Raw genomic sequence first — 22,046 nt, forward strand, 5'->3', positions numbered from 1 at the left:
ATTAGACCTCTTGCAAAAATCCTTTTCCTCAATTGATGGGACGGGCAAGTGCCCATCCCACAAGAGTTATTTTTTCTTGTGGGATGGGCATCTTGCCCGTCCTAATTATTTTTGCAAGAGGTCTAATAGTCTCTTAATAAAAAGCAACCTTAAGATTGTGAATGCTGGCTAACTTCCTCTACGGATAAACCGAGTGCTTCTGCCACTTGCTGTGCATTCAATCCCATTGCCAACAACCGAGGGATCGCATCCCGCCGTGCTTGGGCTTCTGCACTCAAAGCCTGCTCTGCTAAGGAAGCTCGTTCTGTACCTGTCAGCAGCAAATTGCCCTCGCTGTCCCACCACCGCAGCCACAGCATTGTCTGGTTTTGATAACTGCCTTGCCACAGTCCTAATTCTACGCCCATTGGCGCGATCGGATAATGAGCGCGATCGTTCGGAAGCAACTGCTGGTAAAACCCATTGTTCAGGCTGTAAACCTCCAGCCTGCCACTATTGATCTCATAGATGCCATAATACGGAATCCGCACGATCCGCTCATAGACCCAAAACTTCCCAGGCCTTTGCGCCGCTCCAACTTCCGAGTACGATAGTGGGGTTGTGTCCCGCTCTTCTGAACCGTCTCCCGATGCGAACTCCAAAGCAATCATCGGAGCCATGAATTCGCGCCACAGCACGTAAGAGCGACGAATCTGATTTCCTAGTCTTGGTGGCACGTTGGGCACGTAGAACCAATCAGGAGCTTCCGCGCCCCTTTCTTGCGGGTCAGTTTCTCGCCAGTAGATGCCACAGTCTTGCCCTATAGCATATTGCCCATCGGGATGAAGCCGTTGCAATACCGACCCAATAGAATCAGTCAAAATAATGCTCTGGGGATGCTCCTGAAAATTCTTCACAAAAGTGCCGTCTTCCTCTGGCAGTTGAGTGTGGTCGGGGAAAGGAGAGGGAAGGACAATTTTTTCGGTTGCCGGGGTCATGCTACCTCTCAAGTATTGCAGCTTACCTGAATATCTTAACTCATCCTTCTTCCCGCATCCTTACCTTATTACCAATCAACTTCAGGAAACTCGCTCCAAAATGTTGAACCTCCAAAAAATTAGCATAAGAAGGAGTTGACTTGTAAACTCTAAAAGTCCGCATAATTCCTAAAGTCGCCGCGCTTTCCAGCGGGCCGATAAAGCTAGTATCCCTGTCCAAAAAATGAGACTGCTTAGCCCAGTGTGCCATCTGTTCCGCATTCAAAAAATAGCAGCCGGAATGAGGATTCAAAGCGCGCTCAAAAGCGATTGTTTGTTCCATAATTTTTCCCATTAACTGCCGCTGCTCCCCTACATTTTGAAAGGAAGAAGTAGCTGCGTCCGCTAAATCACCATCAATATATGCTTTAAAAACAGCCCCTTGAGGCGCTATTTCATAGCGATTAGGTTGCAGCAAATTCCCATTTCCTGCGTGATGCGTAAACCACTTTAATTTACTAAAAAACCACGGATCGTGCAGAACTAAATCATCTTCCAAGTAACAGAAATAATCGTATTTGTCAAGACACGCTCGCAAAACTGCTTGACATTCAAACCCCAACAGTAGCGGTTCGCATTTTGTAGGGTGGTGCATAAAACATCTGGGCTGCACTGGGAGTTGATGCAACAGATGATAACCTTGAGTAGTGCAAACAACAATGTCAATTTCGTGCTGTTGAGATTGATTGGCTGGGATAGTTGCACATTCGCGAATGTCAATCATGGACTGAGATTTGCCGTACAAAGCTTGCAGCGATGTCACGCAAGCGGTTAAAGCATTTAGTCGCGGTTGCGGATCATTTCGCTGGGAAGCGTGTTTCCCGTCGCCGCTGGGATTGTAAAAGTGAGCAATAGTGAATAGAATTCGCATTGGCGTGGAGTAACAATTAAAAATTAAACAATAAAACAATAAAACAGAAAGAGCGGGCAATAACGCCTATAAATCTTACCGCATTTAGTCACCAAATAACTCCGGCAGGCGATCGCGCAACTCAGCATTTAAACGGGGCAACTCGTCCCGCATTTGTAAGTACCAATCTCGCCGCTGCCGGTAGTGCCCGCACAGCAAGCGGTTGTCGCGCACCCATTCGTAAGCATTCGCGGCTATTTCCCGGCGCATAGAAGTGTCAGATATCAGCGAATTCAGCTTCATTTCAAACTCGTTTTCATATCTATAAATCAATCCGGTTTCACCTTCGACAATCGAATGTTCGTACACGGTGGGACTTGCCAGTACCGCTACTCCCCGCGCTGCACATTCAATAAATTTTAAGTCGGATTTCATTTCATTAACCGGGTTGGAAACGAGCGGCAACAGAGCGATATCACAACTGTACATAATTTCTTGATACCGTTCGTAACTGCAAAAGGGTTCAAATTCTTTTTGTTGTATTTTTAAGGCTTCAAAAAATCTGCGATCGTGGATTACTTTAACTCGAATCTGGTGTTTGTGTGCAACTAAAACTCGATTTAGCGCTGCCATAATCGGCTGCCAATCTTTTTCGCGGTTGAGCGCACCAAAAAAGATTGTGACTGTATCTTCTGCCGGATAAATTCGCGGCGGAGGTAGATAAGCTAATTGATTGGGAAATACGGCAACATTGGGATTGTAGTGCCGCAAAATTTTTGCTAGCGGTTCTGTAGAAGTTTGAACACAGTGACAGCCGCGATAGCTGAGGTAATTATTGTCTGCATATTCGCGGCGGCGGACGGGATTATCGTCAATTTCCGCTACTATTAAATAGCCTTGTTGAAGGAGTTCTTTGATTTGGGGAATATAGGCGGGATATTGCATGATTGTCCGCTGCCAGATGAAGACTTTTTCTTCTCCAGACAGGGGCGGAATTAATTCTGCTGCTTTCACGCCGGATACGGTGCGGACACCGGGAATTGTGGCGCTAAACTTGTCCGGTTCCAAAACTCGCACGCGATCGCACCCTGTTGGAGCCATAATGATAGTCTGAATCAGGAGTCTGCGCGCAGGTACGGTCGATTTGGTCGATCGCACGATATAATATTCAGCACCGGTTTCCGTAGCAAAACTGCTCGATGTTAGCTCTAAAGCCTGTACCATTGGATGCAGCAATTTCTGAAACTGGACAAAATTTTCGGTTTTGTGTCCCTTTCCTTGAAATTCATAAACCTGCAATCCGGCTTGAGCAAATAGTGATTTAATACTTTCTAGGGTAAACCAGTGCTGCATCTTGCTGTCGGGATTTTCCCAATGTCCGCGCAGCAGATTGACAATTCGCCGCCAGTATTGAACATTGGGGATTCTGGCGAGAATTTGCCCCTCTGGATTCAGCAAAGCAGTGTACTGCTTGAGGATATCCCAAGGGTTTTTGAGGTAGGGTAGCAAGTCCCCAAAAACCAAACAATCGACGGTTCCTGGGCCGATGTCGAGACTTTCGATGGCAATTTCTTCAATATTGGCGAACGTCACCCAGTTTAGGCGATCAACTGCAATTTTAGCTTTTTCCCGATCGCATTCAATGCCAATATACTGACAATGGGGATTGATCAGCTTGTACTCTTGGCCCGTCGCACCCGTACCACAGCCAATTTCAACAAGGACTTTAGCATCCGGCGGGAGCAGCTTCAAGAGGTCGTGGTTGACGCGATCGATCACTTTCTCTAAAATTCCTAATTAGTTTATCGTCAAATAAAACAGAGCCACCCATGCCAACAGACGACCAGCCGAAGGTTAGCATTGCGATGCCAGTATACAATGGCGATCGGCACATTTGTCAAGCACCCAATTTTCTGTTACCAACTCTCTCTCTTCCCTCTCTTCTCTTCCTCTGCGTTCTCTGCGCCCTCTGCGGTTCATTTAATCTTATTCACCCATCCTGCAAGGATTGCTATATCTTAGCAAATATCGAGCAAAATTATAATTTTTTCTCAACCCATACCCTCATTAAGCGCGATTGAGGATCTCAATGAATTCTGGTTGTTTCCCAAAAATCAACACAACCATTTGCTGAATACATTATAAACTATGAACTCAAATCTAGGAATTAACATCGCCGGCTACATCAGCGGCGAATTTGGAATAGGAGAAGGTGTCCGAGCCAACATCAGAGCTACCGAAAGCGCCAACATTCCATTCGTCATCAACAATTTTACCCGCAGTCTCCACCGCAAACAAGACACCACCTATCAAAATTTTAGCCAAGACAATCCCCATCCCGTAAACTTAATTCAAATCAACGCCGATGAAGTTGCAACCTTTATCAAACATACAGGTTCCAGCTATTTTGAAAACAAATACAATATCGGCTTTTGGGCCTGGGAACTTCCCGCATTTCCCCCAGCATGGCAGCCAGCATTTAATCACTTTCACGAAATATGGACTTATAGCAACTATTGCGCCGAGGCAATTTCCGCAGTCTCGCCAATTCCCGTTATCAAAATCATGCCGAGTATTGCTCTCCCCGCCCCTTCCCTTAACAGAGAAGCACTGAATTTACCTAAAGATAAATTTATTTTCTTGTTTGTATTCGACTTTTGCAGCCGCATCGAGCGCAAAAATCCTTTAGCGGTCATTCAAGCATTTAAACAAGCTTTTGGCGAAGATGAGCGCCTCTTGTTAATTCTCAAATCTTCCAACTCCGACAAAAATCTTGAGCAGCAAAAATTGTTAAATTTCTCCATAGAAGATTTTTCAAATATCAAACATCTAGACGGGTATTTGTCCAAAGAGGAAATTAACGGTTTGCTGTACAATTGCGACAGTTATCTATCCCTGCACCGCTGCGAAGGATTTGGCTTAACAATGGCTGAAGCCATGTTTTACGGCAAACCCGTAATTGCCACGGGCTATTCATCAAATACAGAATTTATGAATGTCGGCAACAGCTATTTAGTCAAGTATAAGTTAATCCCACTTGAGAAAGATTGCGGGCCTTACAAAAAAGGCAATGTTTGGGCCGAAGCGGATGTCGAACACGCTGCTGATTTAATGCGGTACGTCTTCAACAATTACCGGGAAGCTCAACAAATTGGAGCAATAGCTGCTGAGGAAATTAAGACCTTACTCAACCCGCAAGTTACAGGTAATAAAATTAGAAAACGTCTCGAATATATTGCCGAAATTACCGATAACTTTCAAAGCATACCTCTGTCAGGAACAGCCAAAGCGAAGTCTGCCAAAATTAGGGCTAACTTGCCACAATCAAAGCAACTAAGTCAATCAAAAGGAGAACTGCCAAACGAGCAGCCGAAGGTGAGCATTTGCATTCCGACATACAACGGAGAAGCATTTATTGGGGAAGCAATCAAAAGTGCTTTGGCCCAAACCTACCCTAACATAGAACTGATTATATCCGACGACGGCTCCACAGACCGCACAATTGCGATCGCCCAATCATTCCAATTACAAACCTCAGTCGATTTCCGCATCGTACTGCACCGCAACTACGGCTTATCACAAAACTGGAACTTCTGCATATCCCAAGCAAAAGGTCAATACATTAAATTTCTATTTCAAGACGACTTGCTCGCACCAGAATGTATTGAGAAAATGGTCGCAGTCGCCCAACAACACCCAGAAATAGGTATGGTTTTCTCCCCGCGTGGCATCACCATAGCTGAAGATGAATCTAACCCGATTTTGCGGAAAGCTTCCCAATCAATTAAAGATTTGCATAAAAGTTGGACGAATTTAAAATCTATTCAGCCCGGAAAAGAATTACTGGCAGATACTAACTGCTTGAGCAACCCCATCAACAAAATTGGCGAACCGAGTACCGTCTTAATTGCCGCCCGAGTCTTTACTGAAATAGGATTATTTGATTCGGGATTATCTCAGTATGTAGACTTAGATATGTGGTGGCGAATCATGGGTAATTATCACATCGGATTTGTAGACGAAAAACTGTCGTCACTGCGGATTCATCCCGAACAACAAACTTGGAAAAACTTCGCTGCTGGGGAAAATCATAAGGATGTAGTCAGATTTTACAATAAACTATTAAATAGTCCTGATTACAGCTTCCTGAATCAACAAATTAAACAGAGAATTCGTCATAAATTGGCATTAAGAACCCAGCCTAGTAGATCTGACTTGTCAGCACTGGTTGAGCAGTACAAAAAAGCGCCATCAAACCAGTCTCTTCTCGCGCAACTGCGGGAATACCGCCAACAGATAGCTAGAAATTGGCTGGATTTGCCAGCGGAAAAATTAGAAAGTGCTTACTCGCAAGAAGTGGGGAAAGCTCATAAATTGCTACTAGATAGCGGTCTCAAAAATGAAACTTTAACTGAGTCTGAACAAAGTTTTGTCCAGCAGTTATCCTCGAAACTTGCTGAAGGAGGGGAAATTGCCGATAAGATTCAATATCTCCTGGTAGCGATGCTGTACCGCGACGCTTATCAGTTGCCGCTTGAGTATAAAAATGCAGCGATTCCCCAGTGGTTTTTTGACGACTTTCTGAAATTCTTATTTCAGTCTCCCAGTTATTTTCAAGAAAAGTGGGAAGTTGAAAGGTACTCTGAATATTTCCAGCAGCTAATCAAGTACGTCGCTGCTAATATCGCCAGTTTTCCCGATTCTGAAGTTTGGCGTTATTTGGCGGCATTTATGGCGCAGAATGTGAGCTTCAAAGCTTTGTATTTGAGCGAGGCTAATTTGCTCGATATATTGAGGCAGCGAGCTGAGATATTAGAATTTTATTTAAAAAATATGGGCTGTCGAATAGACTGGAGTTCTGCTCATATAGAATCTAAAAAAAGTAAAATTAGAGTGGGGTTTTTGCTTGACAAAATTAGTGATGAATCCGAGACTCGTGCTGCAATTGCGAGTTTTGAATACTTAGACAGAAGCAAATTTGAAATTATCGTGTACCATTTCCAGGTAGAAGACGAGCGACTGGGGAAATATTGCGGAAATTGCGCTGACAAACTGGTGCAACTATCAGAAGATTTGCCAAATCAAGTCCGAGAAATTCGATCGCACGATTTAGATATTCTGCTAATCTGCACCAATACCGCCGACACTTCCCAACCAAGCGCGCTGCTGTGCCTGCACCGACTAGCGCGGGTGCAAATAGCGAAGAATGCGTCAACACCCGCAACCACCGGAATCCGAAATATCGATTATTTCATTGCCGGAGATTTGACATTGCTCGCAGGTGCTGCTGCAGAGTATCGCGAAAAATTAATTACTTTAAAAGGCTCGGGAGTTTGTTTAAGCTATACTGTAGGCTCAGCACCTGCCCGAGTTGAACCGACTCGCAGAAGTTGGGGAGCCACCGACGAATCTGTAGTGTTCATGTCCAGCGCTCCAGCTTTTACAATTATCCCAGAAGTGAGAGAAACTTGGGCAAAAATTATTGCTGCGGTACCGAATTCTATTTTAGTTTTGTATCCCTTTAGTTCCCCCAATGGAAACTATCCGACGGTGCCTTTATACAAACAAATTCGATCGCTCTTTGCGGAATTTAGGATTGACAAAAAGCGCTTAGTTGTGATTAAAACGCTGCCATCTCGCGCCGATTACATAAAATGTCTGGAATTGGCTGATATATATTTAGACTCCTATCCATACAGCGGTGTCTACTCCTTAGCAGAAGCGCTGTTGGTCGGGTTGCCTGTAGTGGTAAGAAAAGGGCAAACCACTCGATCGCGACAATCAGCTGCAGTGCTTGAAGAACTGCTACTTCCGGAAATGGTAGCAAACAGCGAGAAGTCTTATGTAGAGCTGAGTACAGCACTGGGAACCAACCCAGAACTCCGCCAGCACTACCGCGATCGAATCCAGGAAAAAATGGCGGCAAACCCTAAATATCTCGACAGTCGCGCTTGCTCGACGCAACTCGGAACACTCTTTGAAAGACTATTGGGAGAGTGAAGCAAGAAGGAAGAAAGGCAACGAAACAGTGTACGGGATTTAACGGATGGATGTTGAGGCAAGAAGGAAGATGGCAGAAAAAAGATGGCAGAAGAAAGATTTTGCCACTCGGACATTCTCCCACTCTCGCCTTATCCAGCTACCATTGTGAGGCAGGCGGGGAACCCCTCCTTCGGCAGATCGTCAAGAAATAGACAGCAATAGCGCTAGCCCACTGACGGCCTGCTATCATCGGGGAATCGACGGGTTAGTGGTTGTCGCTCTTTTCCTGCCACAGCTAAATTAAAAGGAGAAGCGCAAGTCAGTTGGAGATAAAAAAATGACAGGACTTTTTCAAATAGGCGATAAATTACTGCAAGCTCAGGATATGCCATCGCTCCTGAAGCGGTACCAGTTAATGCCGCAATTCTTGCGCGGTGTAATAGTAGACCAAGCGATCGCATCCTTTAGTTGCAGCGACGAAGAACGCCACTCCGCCGTCGAGAACTTTCTGGCACAATACCAACTGACAGCCCCCGAAGCGAAAGAAGCTTGGCTGCGCAGCCAAAACATGACGGAAGAAGAACTTCAAGAGATGGCAGTTAGGCCCTTGCTGATCGAAAAATTTAAGCAAGCCACTTGGAGACCTAAAGTAGATAATTATTTTTTAACCCGCAAAGCCAGCCTAGACCACGTAGTCTATTCCCTGATACGCACCAAAAATCCAGCACTGGCAAACGAACTTTACTTTCGCATCCTTGAAGGGGAACAAACCTTTGCCGAAGTGGCGCGCGACTTTTCCGAAGGGCCCGAGTCCAAGTCCGGCGGCTTGTTGGGCCCAGTACCGCTATCCCAGCCCCACCCGGCAATCAGCAAACTTTTGTCCGTCAGCCAGCCAAATCAACTCTGGACGCCGCGTCCTCTGGCAGAATGGATGGTGATTATTCGACTAGAAAAGTTCATGCCAGCCCAGCTCGATGAATCGATGCGGCTGCACTTGATTAACGAACTCTTTGAAAGCTGGCTCGCCGAACAGATATCCCAAATAGGCCCGCTACAGCCCCTCTCTTCCGTGTCTTCAATATCATGACCGAAAGCAATTTTGCTCTGGGACCCCCGGATTTACCCGTGGAGACTTTAAAAAGCGTAGCATCTTGACAAAAAGCCTCCGGATTCATCTGTGGATTCAAATCTAAAATCTAAAATCTAAAATCTAAAATCTAAAATCGGATGACTTCTTCCGCTGTTTCCCTCTCCCAGATCCAGGATTTCCTAGCTAAAACACCTCCCTTTGACCGACTCTCACAGACGGCTCTGTCAGCCTTGGTGGCTAAATGCCAACTCCTCGGCTACCGGACGGGGCAACCCCTGTTTGAACGGGAAAAAATGCCGACTCAGGTGGCAATTATCTATCAAGGCCAGGCCAGGCTGCTGGGCTTTGACCAGCGCTCGCAGCGCCACGTAAGTTTGCGCTTGGTGCAGTCGAAGGAAATTCTCGGCTGGGCTGGCTTGCTCCGGGGAGTTCCCTGCGAGACGGCGATCGCCTCTACAGATGTGATCGCGATCGTCCTACCTGCCGAAGATTTCCTGAGCGTACTGGAAAAACAGCCGACATTTGGAGAAGCCTTTCGCGAACATTGTTCCTTGAGCGAAGTATTTGAACTGTTGAGCCTGGAGTTGCAGCGCCAAGCCGACGGCACTTCCAATCTCAAGGAACTCACCCTGCAAGCTTGGCAAGACGCGACAGTTGTCAACGTACCAAACGGCAACAAAAAAACTCAAGACCTCGCCAAAGAGCTAGATGCCGATCGAGTTTGGCTCGTCAGCAGCGGCGTCTTGGGCGACTTTCCCACCGGCAGCCGCTTCATAGTGGAAAACGCAGCCAAATCGTTAAAAGTAGAAGGCCGCCTCGGTGCCCGCTTGGTCGGCTTCCGGGAACCTCCAGAACCCCAACCCGAGCCAGACCCATTAAATGGCACGACAGAGCCTGCTGTCGATAGCCAGAATCCGGCAGGAAAATTGCTCGACATTAAGATAGCCCCAGAGCGTCCCCCAGAACCAGCAACCGACCAACCAAAGGATTCGGCGAGATACCCAGTTTTCCGTGCCAAAGGGCAGATTGAGGGCCCGCTAGCTTGCTTCCAAATGTTGAGCAAGTATTTCGGTCTAAAATTTCGTCGAGATATCATCCGCAAAGTTCTAGAAAATCAGTTAAAAACCGCTGGTTCTATCAGTCTGCAAGCCTGCGGGGCGATCGCCCAAAGCATCGGCCTCACGCCTCAATTAGCGCAAGTGCCAGCAGAAGCCATCAACCGCATCAAAGCCCCGGTAATGATTAGATGGCAAGATAGCTTTGCCATTATTTACAGCATCACCGAGCAAGAATTGGTGATAGCCACGCCCGAACAGGGGCTGATGCGGAAACGGCTACCTCAGTTTAAAGAAATCTGGGGAGAATCAGGAGAAGTCCTGCTGCTGCAAGCTCCGCAAGTTGAACAAAAAGAGCAGTTCAGCTTCTGGTGGTTTGTGCCGGCGCTCATGGAACACAAGACAGTGTTTTTTGAGGTGTTGCTCGCTTCGTTTTTTGTACAGTTATTTGGTCTGGCCAACCCATTAATCAGCCAAGTAATTATTGATAAAGTATTAGGTCAGCGCAGCGTTGACACCTTGGATATTTTGGGGGCCTTTCTGTTAGGTGTTGCTCTGTTTGAAGGACTGCTCAACGGTTTGCGTACCTTTTTGTTTATAGACACCTCAAACCGCATTGATGTCAAATTGAGTGCAGAAGTCATCGACCACTTGCTCCGGCTGCCCCAGAATTACTTTGACAATCGGCGCGTCGGAGATCTGGTTTACAAATTCAGCATGATGGGCCAGATTCGGGAATTCATGACGAGTACAGCTCTGACAGTGGTTCTCGATGCGGTTTTTTCGGTGGTTTACGTCGCCGTTATGCTCTCTTACAGTGTGCAGCTAACGTTTGTATCTTTGGCAGTGGTACCGATACTGGGGCTGATGATTGTTCTAATCAATCCGCTGGTGCTGCGCCTGATCAAACAGAGAAATATGCGTTTTGCTGACTCTCAATCTTATCTAGTGGAAGTAGTCAGCGGGATTCAAACTGTTAAGGCTCAAAATATTGAATTGAAATCCCGCTGGGAATGGTCGAGCCGCTACGCAAAATACATTACAGCCAGTTTTAAAACAATTATCACGGGGACTGCGGCCGGTACTGTTAGCAGCTTTTTAAACCAGGTGGGTAACTTAGCTCAGTTGTGGGTGGGAGCTTATTTGGTACTGGGAAATGAGATTACTTTGGGTCAGTTGATTGCTTTCCGAATAATTTCCGGGAACGTGACTGGTTCGCTGCTGCGTTTTGTCAGCGTGTGGCAGAGTTTCCAAGAAGTCTCGATGTCGATCGATATGCTTAAGGATGTGGTCGATACGCCGACGGAAACCAGCGAAGAAGACCGGAGCAATATCCCGCTGCCGGCCATTCAAGGGCAGGTTACCTATGAGGAGGTTTCCTTCCGATTTCTAGAAAGCGGGCCGCTGCAACTGGCGAATGTGAATTTGGAATTTCCCGCTGGCTGTTTTGTGGGAATTGTGGGGGGAAGCGGTTCCGGTAAAAGTACGGCGATGAAGCTGTTGCAGCGTCTTTATCCGCCGCTGTCGGGCCGGATTTTTATAGACGGGTACGACATTGCTAAGGTGGAACTGTACTCGCTCCGCAGCCAACTTGGGGTGGTGCTGCAAGATACTTTGCTGTTTAACTGTACTGTGCAGGAAAATATTGCTCTGAGTAATCCTGATGCGAGTACGGATGAGATTGTGCGAGCTGCGAAATTAGCGGTAGCTCACGATTTTATTATGGGCTTGCCTGCTGGGTACAATACGGTGGTGGGAGAGCGGGGTGCGTCGCTTTCTGGGGGTCAAAGGCAGCGTTTGGCGATCGCCCGCACGATTTTGCAAAACCCGAAACTGCTAATTTTGGACGAAGCTACAAGCGCCCTCGACTACCATTCCGAACGCCAAGTTTGCAATAACTTAGCAGAAGCTTTCGCCGGCCGCACGGTGTTTTTCATTACTCACCGCCTGACTACAATCCAAAACGCCGACATAATTATCATGATGGATCAAGGTTCTGTAGTCGAGCGGGGAACTCATAAAGAATTAATGGCTCTTAAAGGGCGTTACTACTGCCTCTTCCAACAACAAGAGTCATCGAATACCTGATATCTAACAATTAATTCACAACTGATCGCTAACGCTTAACAACTGAAAACTAACAAATGGCTATGAAATCGTTAATACTTTCTGAGCAACCAGTCATTCTCGAAAAACCAGCGATTTGGTCGCACTTGTTTTTGTGGATGATCATGCTGATGACCACTTCTGCTGTAGTTTGGGCTTATTTTGCTCGCGTAGAGCAAGCTGTCCCCGCTGTGGGCCAATTGGAGCTAAAAGATGGTGCTAGAGACATCCAAGCACCTGCTACTGGCGCTGTGGTGAGACTTCACGTCGAAAATGGCGATCGCGTGGAAAAAAACCAGCCTCTGCTCACTTTCAACCCCCTTGCACCCAGTGCCGATTTAACATCAATTCAGAAAACTAAAGAAGCTCTGGAAAAGGAAAATAAATTTTACGAAGATGTTGTGAGTGGCAAAATTCGAGGACCTATTCCTTCAAGCCTAGAATCAACTATCAAAGACAGACAGAGCCTCACGGCACAAAATCAAGTGCTGCAAGCTTTGATTGACGAGCTGTACCTCAACAGGGGAGCCAGCGGAAATTTTGATGCTGCTCAGCAAGGACTTTATGTTAATTATCGATCGGAGTTTCTGTCTCGCGTAGCTGCAGCCCAAGGGCAAGTTCAGGAGTTGGAAAAACAACAGAAGCAAGCTGAGGATGCTGAGAAAGCCGCCCGGGATCAAATGACGGTAGCACAGCAACAATTCGGTTTTGCCGAAAAGCAATTAAATTATGCCAAGCAGCAGTTAGCTTCATCCAAACAGCAAGTAGAATCGGCTAAGGCCCAGAAAGGTTTGGCCCAAGAACAGTCAGCGAAAGCCGAACAAGTATTGAAGTCGAATCAAAACATTCTAGACAGACTCCGCCCCCTGGTGCAGGAAGGAGCCATCGCTGAACTGCAAAAAGAACGTCAAGAGCAAGATGTTTTAAGAGGCCAAAGCGACGTTCTCAAACAGCAAGATCAAATCAAGCAGCGCGAAGGTGAAATCAACGCTCGCCAAGGCGAAATTAACACGCGCGAAGGTGAAATCAATACGCGCGAAGGTGAAATTAACGCTCGCCAAGGCGAAATCAAAAAAATTACTGCTGAAATACAGCGTCAACAAGGAGAGCAAGACCGCATTCAGGAGTCGATCAAGCGCGCCAAAGAACAGTTAAAAAACACCAAGGATGCCTGGGCAAAAGAACTTTACAGCAAAATTGCTGAAAACCAGAAACAAATTGCCAGCAGCGATTCTCAGCTAAGCCGCTTCAAAGTGGAAAACCTGAAAAAGTTGTCCGAAGTGAATGCTCAGCTAGAAAAGGCTCAACAAAACCGCGATACTCAAATTCTGAAGGCTCCGGTATCGGGGGTAATCTTCGACTTGAAACCTTCTAAGAAGGAGAACGCTAAGCTGGATATCGCGAAAGATCCGATCTGCCAATCCATTATTAATTCCGTGGTGAAACCGGGCGAACCGCGCCCACAACGCTGCGAAGAAGCTTATTACGAAGCGCAGCAAACTGAAAAGCTACTCAAGGTTTTGGATGACGAAAACGGTCTGGAAGCAGTTGTTTACCTGGAAAACAGCAATGTGGCTCTGGTATTGGATGCTTTGAGACAGAAGCGGGAAAAATTGGAGCCGTATCACGGCAAACAATTAGACGGAGAAAAGGTTGACTGCGAAAAAGGTAAAAGTTGCGTTTGTCCAGAGAAGGAAATTAACAGAGAGAAACTGGGTTTGACTAAATACCAATGCGTGCCTGTGGAAGTGAATGTAGAAGCTTTCCCGGCTCTGGAGTTTGGTACTGCTGAGGGTGAAGTGAAAGAGATTAGCAGCGATGCTGAGCCTCCTACTGAACTGCGGAAATACTACGCTTTCAAAACCAAAATTAAGCTCAAGAATCAGAAGTTTCTTTTGAACAAGGGCAAGCCAAATGAAGTGGCGGTTAACTTGCAGTCGGGAATGTCCGTGAGTTCTAATATCAATATCGGCAAGCGGACTGTTTTGCAGATGTTTATCAACCGATTTACGGGCAAATTGGATACATTCAAGACTGTTAAGTAGCGAACAGTTGACGGTTGACGGTTGACGGTTGACGGTTGACCGTTGACTGTTGAGAGTTGAGAGTTGATTGTCAGTCGAAAAGCTGATGATATCATGTCCGGTCGAGCGATCGCGATTTTTGTAGGGGCCCGTGATATCAATTCCGGTTATATCGGAATGATTAAACCACAGAGGGCACAGAGGACACAGAGAAAGAGAAGAGAGTGATAATAATTCCGATGTCAACGGATTTGATATGAGCCAACAATACCTGCGAATAATTGACAATCTCAAAAACCCGCCCCGACCGGGATATTATGGTTAATCGATCGGACATGATACGGGTTCACCAACAATACCTGCGAATAATTGACAATCTCAAAAACCCGCCCCGACCGGGATATTATGGTTAATCGATCGGACATGATATGACTAGATTTTACAATTCCGATGCTACCGGATTTGATATTAATGAAAAAATTAATCTTATTTACTTTATATGTAATTCCTGTCCTCTTATTAATCGGATTTGTAGCGAATTTTAGCGTTAACGTTCCCGTTGATGACGAGTGGAGATTAGCTAGCCTTTTTGAAAAAATAGCTCAGGGAAATGTAACTTTTAACGATTTTTGGGCTTTGCACAGCAACCACCGCATAGTTTTCCCTAAGATAATTATTGCGGTTCTGGCTTTTGCTTCCCGATGGAATATTAATTATCAGTTGTGTCTCAGCATAGGTTTGGCGGCGATAACTTTTATCGCTATGTGCAAGTTATCCTCGATGCAAGTTAAGAATGTCGCGGATGATTTGTGGCATTTAGCTAATATTTTAACTTGTATTTTGCTTTGCTCTCTAGTTCAGCACGAAAACTGGCTTTGGGGATTTCAATTAGCGTGGTTTTTCGTAAATTTTTGTTTTGTAGCTGCGATTTATGCGCTGGTTTCAAATCACAAATTATTGCCTAATATCGCAGTTTTCAATCGGATGAAACAGAGATGTTGCACCACGATCAATAAGCTATTTAGGAACGGGCAAGATGCCCGTTCCACAAGAACATTGAATTTTTGTGGAACGGGCATCTTGCCCGTTCTTGAGAATGATGCAACACCTCAGATCAAACAGAGTACGGACACGGCACTGCCGTGTCCCTACGATATTCAAATATCGATTGCGGCTTTATTCTGCTTTATTGCTAGTTTTTCGCTTGCTCAAGGCTTGCTGTCTTGGTTGGCTGCGATTCCGGCTGTAGCGGCTTTGGAGGGAAATGCAGCGCAGAAACGAAAAAGACTTATTGTCTGGATGCTGCTATTTGTGGCAACTTGTGCTGTTTACTCAATTGATTATCATCCTAGTCGGAAAGCAAGTATTATTTCATTGTTGAATAAGCCGCTTGTGGTTATTGATTACTTTTTAAGTTTGCTGGGTTCGCCAATTGTTCGATCGCCTGGAATTTCAGCATTAGTTGGATTGCTAATATTTGCAAGTTTCTTATTTTTGGTATTCTATTTCTTTGTCATTGGGAACCCTGCGAAGCCATCTCCCGCCCCTGCGATCGCTTCGCCTCTGGCAATGACAGATAGGAATGATATTTCTGAAAGCTATAGCCATCCCAACTCAGTTATGAACGTGGTTCAGACTGCGACGCTGGACGGGCAAGATGCCCATCCCACAATTCATTTAGGATTACGGCAAGATACTAATTCCAATATTGATTTAGGAGTGCAATATCAGGCTTTACCTTGGCTGGCAATAGGTTTTTTTTCGGTTTTATCGGCTCTGTTTATTACGGCGGGAAGGGCTGAATTTGGGGCAATTCAGGCGCTAGAATCGTCTAGATATACGACTAATTCGATTTTGCTATTAATTGCTGTGGTTCAGCTAGGGCAATTGTTTGTCCGAGGTAATGATCGAGAAACAAAAGCAACGTTAAAACGTAATTATAAATTTATTTATCGGGTAGTGGCAGGGCTGTTAATTGCTACCATTATTCTTAACTCTCAACAGGCGATCGCCCAATCTCGCTCAGCACTTCTTTACAAACAAGGCGCTCAAGATTGTTTGCAGTTAATTAACTATCTGGAGCCCTCGGATTTTTTCAAAAATTCGCCGGAAAGTTGTTTGAGGGTGCTGAGCAAAAAAACTTGGCTGGTGAGAGAAGGCGCTGCAATTATCGACAAAATAGGTTGGATAAAGTTCGCGAAAAATGTAGAGTTTATTTCTAATACCGAGAAAGTTTACGGCTATTTAGACCAACCTCAAATCAGCGATAAATCCTTGACTGTTAAGCAAAATGATGCTGTCAAGGCGGCTGGTTGGGCGGTTTTGCGAGGAAATTTGCAACAGCCGAAAATTGTACTGCTATCTGTCGGCGATAAACAATCTTTTTTTGCTAACGCTTATGTCAACTCAGACAGTCCCGACATTGCTAAGAGTTTAAAATCTGATTTATACAATAATGCAAGGTGGGCTGTTGATTTGTCTGGTAATGATTTGCCGATCGCCCAAACAGAAATTAAAGCTTGGGTGTATAATCCTGTTGACAACCAGTTTGTCCAGTTGCGCGGAGGATGAGGAGTGAAAATTTCTGTGATAATACCAGCCCACAATGAGGAGGGCTGTTTGTACGGTACTGTGCGGGCGATCGCCCAGACGCTCGATTTAGAAGGGATTCCGCACGAAATTTTGATTGTGAATGACAACAGTGTCGATCGAACAATTGATATTTGCCAGGAGTTGTCAGAGACTTTTCCCACAGTTAGATACATCAACAATCAACCTCCCAACGGTTTCGGATTTGCCGTGCGACGGGGATTGGCGGAATTTGACGGAGATGCTGCAGCAATTGTGATGGCCGATGCTTCCGACGATCCGATAGATTTGGTAGCAGGATACCGCAAGTTGCAAGAAGGATATGATTGCGTTTTCGGTTCCCGCTTTATCAAAGGCGGCTTTATAGTTGATTATCCAATTCACAAGTTAGCAATTAACCGCTTAGCAAACTGGTTTGTCAAAAGTATTTTCGGCTTGCGGTACAACGATGTCACCAATGCTTTTAAAATTTACCGCAGAGAAGTGATTGAAGGCGTGCAACCGATTTTGAGCCATCATTTTAATTTGACAGTAGAACTGCCTTTAAAAGCAATTGTCCGAGGTTTTTCCTATACGGTGATTCCTCTGAGGTGGTACAATCGGACTGCTGGTATTTCTAAGCTGAAAATAAAAGAGATGGGCAGTCGGTATTTGTTTATTGTCTTGTATGTCTGGCTGGAAAAACATCTCTCTCGTGGCGACTACCACCGGGCTAGAAAGATAGCAAAGTTAAAAGTGAATGCCTGAGAGAATTTTAATTGTTGGTGGTGCGGGTTTCATCGGCAGTTGTTTGGCAATTGGCCTGGAGAAACTGCACCCGGAATGGCAAATAATTTGTTTAGATAACCTGCGTCGCCGGGGTTCAGAATTGAATCTGCCTCGGCTTAAAAGTTGCGGGATTCAGTTTGTTTACGGGGATATTCGCACAACGGCAGATTTAGATCCAGTTGCACTCAATGCTGACTGCATTATAGATTGTGCTGCGGAGCCTTCTGTGCTGGCTGGCTTTAGTTCGCCACAGTACGTTTTGCAGACGAATTTACTGGGCACTGTGAATGTTTTGGAGTTGGCGAGACAAACGGGTGCGAGTTTGCTGTTTTTGTCTACGAGTCGGGTTTATCCGATCGCCAGTGTCAAATCTGTTAAGCTGTTAGAGTTGCCGAATAGATTTGCGATCGCGCCTGAGCAAACTTTACCCGGTATATCCGAGTTGGGCATTTCAGAAGACTTCCCATTAAAAGGACACCGTTCGCTGTACGGAGCAACTAAATTAGCTTCGGAATTGCTGATTGAGGAATACAGGGAAGCATACAATGTGCCGGCAATTATTAACCGTTGCGGGTTAATTACTGGTGCTTGGCAAATGGGTAAAGTAGATCAGGGTGTTTACGGTTTGTGGGTGGCGGCTCACTATTTTCAAAAGTCGCTGAGTTATATCGGTTTTGGTGGCAGCGGGAAGCAAGTTAGGGATTTGCTGCACATTGAAGATTTGTTGAGGTTAGTTAATTATCAGTTAGAACATTTTGCTGAATTTGACGGCGAAGTTTTTAATGTAGGCGGCGGTTTGAGCAATAGTCTTTCTTTAGTAGAAGCGACTGATTTGTGCCGCAAAATTGCGGGAAAGTCTATTCCGATTAACCCTGTGTTGGAGGAACGCCCGGGGGATATTCCGATTTTTATTACTGATTCTTCTAGGGTGATGGAGCGCACAGGGTGGCAGCCTGTTATTGGGCCAGAAGCGGCTTTGCAGGATATTTATGATTGGATAGCGGCTAATGAGGTAGTTTTAAGTTCGATTTTGTAGGGATTTTTTGTACCGTAGATGTTTTGTGCAATTGGGTGTACTTCATAAACCTGGTATAGGCTGTAAGACTTAGGAATGAGAATTAAATAACTTCCATAAGTTTGTGAGATGGGCGTCCCGCCCGTCCAAAAAGGACGGGCGGGACGCCCATCCCACAATAACAATTAAAATTGTAAGTTATTTAATTCGCGATCCTTACGCAGAAACTGGGCTGGTTTATGACAATTCTTGGTTCTAGCCCTTGATAAGCTGCTGTGCATCTAATTTGACAGTCAATTTTTATACAATTCTTGTGGAACGGGCATCCTGCCCGTCTCTTTATTCAATTTAGATGCGTAAGTCTTCTGTTAATTATTGCCGTTGAGGTCGAGGTTTTCGATGATGGGAATTTCTGAAGGTGAAGAGGCTACTATTCGCAGGTTGATATCAACTATAATTTGATTTTTATCAACAACTACATTGGCTTTTTTTATTAAGAATTTAATTGGTAAACAATCGCCTGATTCAGGTTCGGGAGACGACTGAGTTTTATATCCTGCGTCCTCCAGCCATTCACAAATTTTCCTCCAGTTTTCTACCTTTTCATCCGCTTTTCCTACAAGATTTTTTACATATTGGTATAAAGTATTACAGAAATCTACGGCAATTCCCTTGGGGTTTTTACTGAGGGTTTCCGCAATTTCGGCGGGACTGTAGCCGCAGAGTAGACCCCGTAGATGTTGTTTCTCTGTGGGCGTGAGCCGCTTTCCCTTGGCGGATGCGAGGTCTGTGTAGAGGGTTTCTAAGTCCCAGTCGCGGGCAGCTTCCGGGAAGCGATCGTTAGAGGATGCCATTGCAGGGGATAGGTTTCTGGATTTTTTATAATCAAAGTCTAACACAATTCCTAATGCTTATTAGTTTTTTTGTTAAGGGTAGTTAGATTAGTATCAGGGAAAGCAGAATCGTGATTAATTGTACACCGGGAATCCGGGGAAGGCTCACTTCTTGCGAGGTACCGTTTTCTGCTAGACAGAGTTATCAAGCGATCGAAGACTTCAATTACCGAAATATCTAAGTCTAGTCCTTTCAAAGACCTGGCTGATTTGACATCTGTCAGAACAGCCCTTGACTATCCAGGACATGGATGGACTTTTTAATTAAAAGAGTGAGGTATCGTAAAATGGATGAATTTGTTAGAAAAGCTGCGGCATTGGGATTGCCCGCAATTATGCTGTTAATTGTGATGGGAACTACAGGTTTAGCAGGTGCGGCTGCAATTACAACAGCTTTAGCAGCGTTAGGTGGCCCAGCAGGTATGTTAGGCGGAATTGCACTGCTTGGAATCATCGGTTTAGCTACAGAAATGTTGTCTAAGTATGGTCTTGAAGCATTGCTAATTGGAATTTACACACAGCGCCTTCAAAACGGAGAATCAAAGTCGCGTCTGTGCGGAGAAATTCGGAATTTACCTATCTCTGGGGAAATGAGACGCAGACTTAACGAAGAGTTTGGCTGTTAAAAGATAGGTAGAATTAGGCTTGGTAACCCTTCTGTTTCTAAACACGAACAGGATTTACGCACAGGCTCTATCTGTAAGGTGGACATTGCCCACCTTACCGCTACAGGAGGATGTTGGAAAAATGCGATCGCTCAACTAAAAGAGGAGGAACCATTGATTAAGTTTATTGGGCAAGTCGAACTGCGTAACTCTCGCCGAGTCTACTACCAAGAGGATTCTTACCGAGTAGAGCAAATCAACCCTAATCGGGAACAAGTGACTTACTCTTACGACATTCCTGACAAAGCTGTGGAGTATCTATACAACAAACTTAAGGGTTGTAAAGTTACACCAAAAGATGCTGCTACCGTTCTCCAGCCAGTCGCTAAAAACTTGAATCTTCCCTATAACTATGATCATAAACTTGACTACTACGCTCAGGAAGCATTAGTGGTACTTGTGGCATTAAGTAAAGCAAGTCTAACTAAAGAAGGTCGAGCCTACTTCTACACCATTGCCTAATTCAATCTTGGACGCAAAACCTAATTGCTGAGTGTTCACATGGCTCGAAAGTTTACTTTCATGATGTACCTTGGAAAGGCTGCAAATGGAATTCTAAGTCTCCCCAGAGTATATCGAAACCTCAAAATTAAGTCAAGAAGGACGAGCCTACTTCTATACCCTTTGTTATTTCTAAATGAAGGCAATGCTAATCAATTTAATCACAAGTTATTTTGAATAACATGAAATCTAATTCTGTTACGCAAATTAGTGGTACTACTGGTAAATTCATCGGCGTGGTTGCTGTCCAAACCAGTGGCAACGTGACTATTAAAATTGTCGGCGATACCTTACAAACTAAATCTGAAGAATTTTTCGGATTAGAAACTAAAGAAATTGTCGTTCCGATTCAAGATGTCAAAGCAGTTGAAATTGGAGAAGGCTGCACTTGGTGGCTGTTTTGGCTAGGAATTTGTACCCTGTGGTTCTTCATTGGCATTATTTTCATTGTTTTAGCCTTTGTTGTCAAACAGCGCTATATTGCCATTTACACCACTAGAACCAATGTAATTCTGTTTTATAGAAAAAGTGAACGGGTAGAACAGTTTAGAAATGCGGTTATAGAAGCTTGTCGTCCCAAACCTACCTATATTCCTAGACCCTCTCAATCTCCGCCACCACCACCTTCTTTGCCAAATTGATTGATACTTAGCTAATCTCTCCTGACAACACATTCACAGCCATTTTAAATATGTAGAAAGCTAAATTATCGCAATCTGCTACCTTGGATTAAGTAGGTATAATAAATGTTTGCCAAAAGCGATCGCTCCTAATTCCTAATGTTAATATTTGAGATAATTATATTACCGCACCGTCTAAAATTCCCACCATTACCTTAATTAAATCTTCTAAATCATCAGGCACTCTAAACAAATTGACATCTTGAAAAATGGTCTGCTTACTTGTATCTAACTTGCCAAATCGCCAGACATCTCCCATTGTCACCGCCCCGTAAAAAATATTTTTGTCGGCCACGTGCGACATAGCAATTAATTCTACAGCTAGTTGAGTAAATCCTCTAGTCATATCGTCGTTTTTGGCTGCAATAACTAGCAAGTCTTGGTTTGACTGCACGAGATAATCTAAATTTCCTTTTAACCAGCTATTAACGTTTAGAGTATACTCAAATCGCAGTTGACATTGGCAGTATCGAACAATGTCCAGCAAAACAGGCGATACTAAAGATTCTCTTCTAGCTGTTTCGCTGCTGAGACTGAGAAAAGGCAAAGTTGCTCTAATTCTTTGTTTGAGAGAGTCTATTTCTTCTAGTTCTCTAGAGGTATGCGGCAGACATAACTCAGCTTTAATTAGCGAGTAATCAAATTCTGCTAAAATTTCGTCTGTTTCGTAAGGTAATTCAAAGTATGAACGAAAGCTATATTCTCGATATTCTTGTAAGATTTTGCGATCGATCATAAAGTTTGAAATCGCAATGTGTTTGTTTGTATATTATCTATCAATTTTTCCCCGCCTAGAAGATGAAGTATGAGCG

At 44.8% G+C, this 22,046-nt stretch carries 15 protein-coding genes; 10 read left to right on the top strand and 5 right to left on the bottom strand.

The genetic code is table 11. The features are described from left to right. Nucleotides 1–149 precede the first annotated feature (149 nt). From ACUVJL_RS00515 to ACUVJL_RS00525, 3 genes are all read right to left on the bottom strand, one after another. Nucleotides 150–977 (bottom strand): Uma2 family endonuclease, encoded by an 828-nt coding sequence (locus tag ACUVJL_RS00515; protein ID WP_445244046.1) that lies wholly within the window; start codon nucleotides 975–977, stop codon nucleotides 150–152. A gap of 40 nt (nucleotides 978–1,017) precedes the next feature. Continuing rightward, nucleotides 1,018–1,887 carry a calcium-binding protein gene (locus ACUVJL_RS00520; RefSeq protein WP_445244047.1) on the bottom strand — a complete coding sequence of 290 codons (870 nt, stop codon included), beginning with the start codon at nucleotides 1,885–1,887 and terminating at the stop codon, nucleotides 1,018–1,020. Nucleotides 1,888–1,971: 84 nt separating this feature from the next. After that, nucleotides 1,972–3,645 (bottom strand): methyltransferase domain-containing protein, encoded by a 1,674-nt coding sequence (locus ACUVJL_RS00525; protein ID WP_445244048.1) that lies wholly within the window; start codon nucleotides 3,643–3,645, stop codon nucleotides 1,972–1,974. A 369-nt stretch (nucleotides 3,646–4,014) separates the two neighbouring features. Here ACUVJL_RS00525 and ACUVJL_RS00530 point away from each other — a divergent pair, with 369 nt between their 5' ends. The 7 genes from ACUVJL_RS00530 (at nucleotide 4,015) to ACUVJL_RS00560 (ending at nucleotide 18,516) form a co-directional block, all read left to right on the top strand. Further along, nucleotides 4,015–7,866, top strand: coding sequence for a glycosyltransferase (locus ACUVJL_RS00530; protein WP_445244049.1), 3,852 nt, complete (start codon nucleotides 4,015–4,017; stop codon nucleotides 7,864–7,866). A 319-nt stretch (nucleotides 7,867–8,185) separates the two neighbouring features. Continuing rightward, nucleotides 8,186–8,935: a peptidylprolyl isomerase gene (locus ACUVJL_RS00535; RefSeq protein WP_445244050.1), complete on the top strand. Its 750-nt coding sequence runs from the start codon at nucleotides 8,186–8,188 to the stop codon at nucleotides 8,933–8,935. Between the two features lie 140 nt (nucleotides 8,936–9,075). Next, nucleotides 9,076–12,081, top strand: coding sequence for a peptidase domain-containing ABC transporter (locus tag ACUVJL_RS00540; RefSeq protein ID WP_445244051.1), 3,006 nt, complete (start codon nucleotides 9,076–9,078; stop codon nucleotides 12,079–12,081). 56 nt (nucleotides 12,082–12,137) lie between these two features. Beyond that, nucleotides 12,138–14,144, top strand: coding sequence for a chromosome partitioning protein ParA (locus ACUVJL_RS00545; protein ID WP_445244052.1), 2,007 nt, complete (start codon nucleotides 12,138–12,140; stop codon nucleotides 14,142–14,144). A gap of 450 nt (nucleotides 14,145–14,594) precedes the next feature. Then, a complete protein-coding gene (locus tag ACUVJL_RS00550; RefSeq protein WP_445244053.1) occupies nucleotides 14,595–16,694 on the top strand; it encodes a hypothetical protein in 2,100 nt (699 codons plus the stop codon). A gap of 3 nt (nucleotides 16,695–16,697) precedes the next feature. Then, nucleotides 16,698–17,459, top strand: a complete 762-nt coding sequence (locus ACUVJL_RS00555; RefSeq protein WP_445244054.1) for a glycosyltransferase family 2 protein — start codon at nucleotides 16,698–16,700, stop codon at nucleotides 17,457–17,459. After that, entirely contained in the window at nucleotides 17,452–18,516 is a 1,065-nt protein-coding gene (locus ACUVJL_RS00560; RefSeq protein ID WP_445244055.1) for an NAD-dependent epimerase/dehydratase family protein, read from the top strand. Before ACUVJL_RS00555 ends, ACUVJL_RS00560 begins: the two co-directional genes overlap by 8 nt. Nucleotides 18,517–18,863: 347 nt before the next feature. Here ACUVJL_RS00560 and ACUVJL_RS00565 read toward each other — a convergent pair whose 3' ends face one another. Further along, nucleotides 18,864–19,349, bottom strand: a complete 486-nt coding sequence (locus ACUVJL_RS00565) for a helix-turn-helix transcriptional regulator (protein ID WP_445244056.1) — start codon at nucleotides 19,347–19,349, stop codon at nucleotides 18,864–18,866. A gap of 326 nt (nucleotides 19,350–19,675) precedes the next feature. Between ACUVJL_RS00565 and ACUVJL_RS00570 the strand changes: the two genes are divergently transcribed. The 3 genes from ACUVJL_RS00570 to ACUVJL_RS00580 all read left to right on the top strand — a co-directional run bounded on the left by ACUVJL_RS00570 (nucleotide 19,676) and on the right by ACUVJL_RS00580 (nucleotide 21,195). Next, entirely contained in the window at nucleotides 19,676–20,014 is a 339-nt protein-coding gene (locus tag ACUVJL_RS00570) for a hypothetical protein (protein ID WP_333372148.1), read from the top strand. 78 nt (nucleotides 20,015–20,092) lie between these two features. Continuing rightward, nucleotides 20,093–20,515: a hypothetical protein gene (locus tag ACUVJL_RS00575; RefSeq protein ID WP_445244057.1), complete on the top strand. Its 423-nt coding sequence runs from the start codon at nucleotides 20,093–20,095 to the stop codon at nucleotides 20,513–20,515. 221 nt (nucleotides 20,516–20,736) lie between these two features. Continuing rightward, a complete protein-coding gene (locus tag ACUVJL_RS00580; protein ID WP_445244058.1) occupies nucleotides 20,737–21,195 on the top strand; it encodes a hypothetical protein in 459 nt (152 codons plus the stop codon). Nucleotides 21,196–21,352: 157 nt separating this feature from the next. Here the strand turns inward: ACUVJL_RS00580 and ACUVJL_RS00585 are convergent, their stop codons facing one another. Then, nucleotides 21,353–21,970 carry a hypothetical protein gene (locus ACUVJL_RS00585; protein ID WP_445244059.1) on the bottom strand — a complete coding sequence of 206 codons (618 nt, stop codon included), beginning with the start codon at nucleotides 21,968–21,970 and terminating at the stop codon, nucleotides 21,353–21,355. Between the last annotated feature and the right edge of the window lie 76 nt (nucleotides 21,971–22,046).

It is taken from the genome of Microcoleus sp. OTE_8_concoct_300 (assembly GCF_031383065.1).
GTDB lineage: Bacteria > Cyanobacteriota > Cyanobacteriia > Cyanobacteriales > Microcoleaceae > Microcoleus.

Excerpts from the sequence above, each read along its gene's own strand:
- ACUVJL_RS00515 (WP_445244046.1), bottom strand. The coding sequence starts at position 977 with ATGACCCCGGCAACCGAAAAAATTGTCCTTCCCTCTCCTTTCCCCGAC.
- ACUVJL_RS00520 (WP_445244047.1), bottom strand. The coding sequence starts at position 1,887 with ATGCGAATTCTATTCACTATTGCTCACTTTTACAATCCCAGCGGCGAC.
- ACUVJL_RS00530 (WP_445244049.1), top strand. The coding sequence starts at position 4,015 with ATGAACTCAAATCTAGGAATTAACATCGCCGGCTACATCAGCGGCGAA.
- ACUVJL_RS00535 (WP_445244050.1), top strand. The coding sequence starts at position 8,186 with ATGACAGGACTTTTTCAAATAGGCGATAAATTACTGCAAGCTCAGGAT.
- ACUVJL_RS00540 (WP_445244051.1), top strand. The coding sequence starts at position 9,076 with ATGACTTCTTCCGCTGTTTCCCTCTCCCAGATCCAGGATTTCCTAGCT.
- ACUVJL_RS00545 (WP_445244052.1), top strand. The coding sequence starts at position 12,138 with ATGGCTATGAAATCGTTAATACTTTCTGAGCAACCAGTCATTCTCGAA.
- ACUVJL_RS00550 (WP_445244053.1), top strand. The coding sequence starts at position 14,595 with ATGAAAAAATTAATCTTATTTACTTTATATGTAATTCCTGTCCTCTTA.
- ACUVJL_RS00560 (WP_445244055.1), top strand. The coding sequence starts at position 17,452 with ATGCCTGAGAGAATTTTAATTGTTGGTGGTGCGGGTTTCATCGGCAGT.
- ACUVJL_RS00565 (WP_445244056.1), bottom strand. The coding sequence starts at position 19,349 with ATGGCATCCTCTAACGATCGCTTCCCGGAAGCTGCCCGCGACTGGGAC.
- ACUVJL_RS00570 (WP_333372148.1), top strand. The coding sequence starts at position 19,676 with ATGGATGAATTTGTTAGAAAAGCTGCGGCATTGGGATTGCCCGCAATT.
- ACUVJL_RS00580 (WP_445244058.1), top strand. The coding sequence starts at position 20,737 with ATGAAATCTAATTCTGTTACGCAAATTAGTGGTACTACTGGTAAATTC.
- ACUVJL_RS00585 (WP_445244059.1), bottom strand. The coding sequence starts at position 21,970 with ATGATCGATCGCAAAATCTTACAAGAATATCGAGAATATAGCTTTCGT.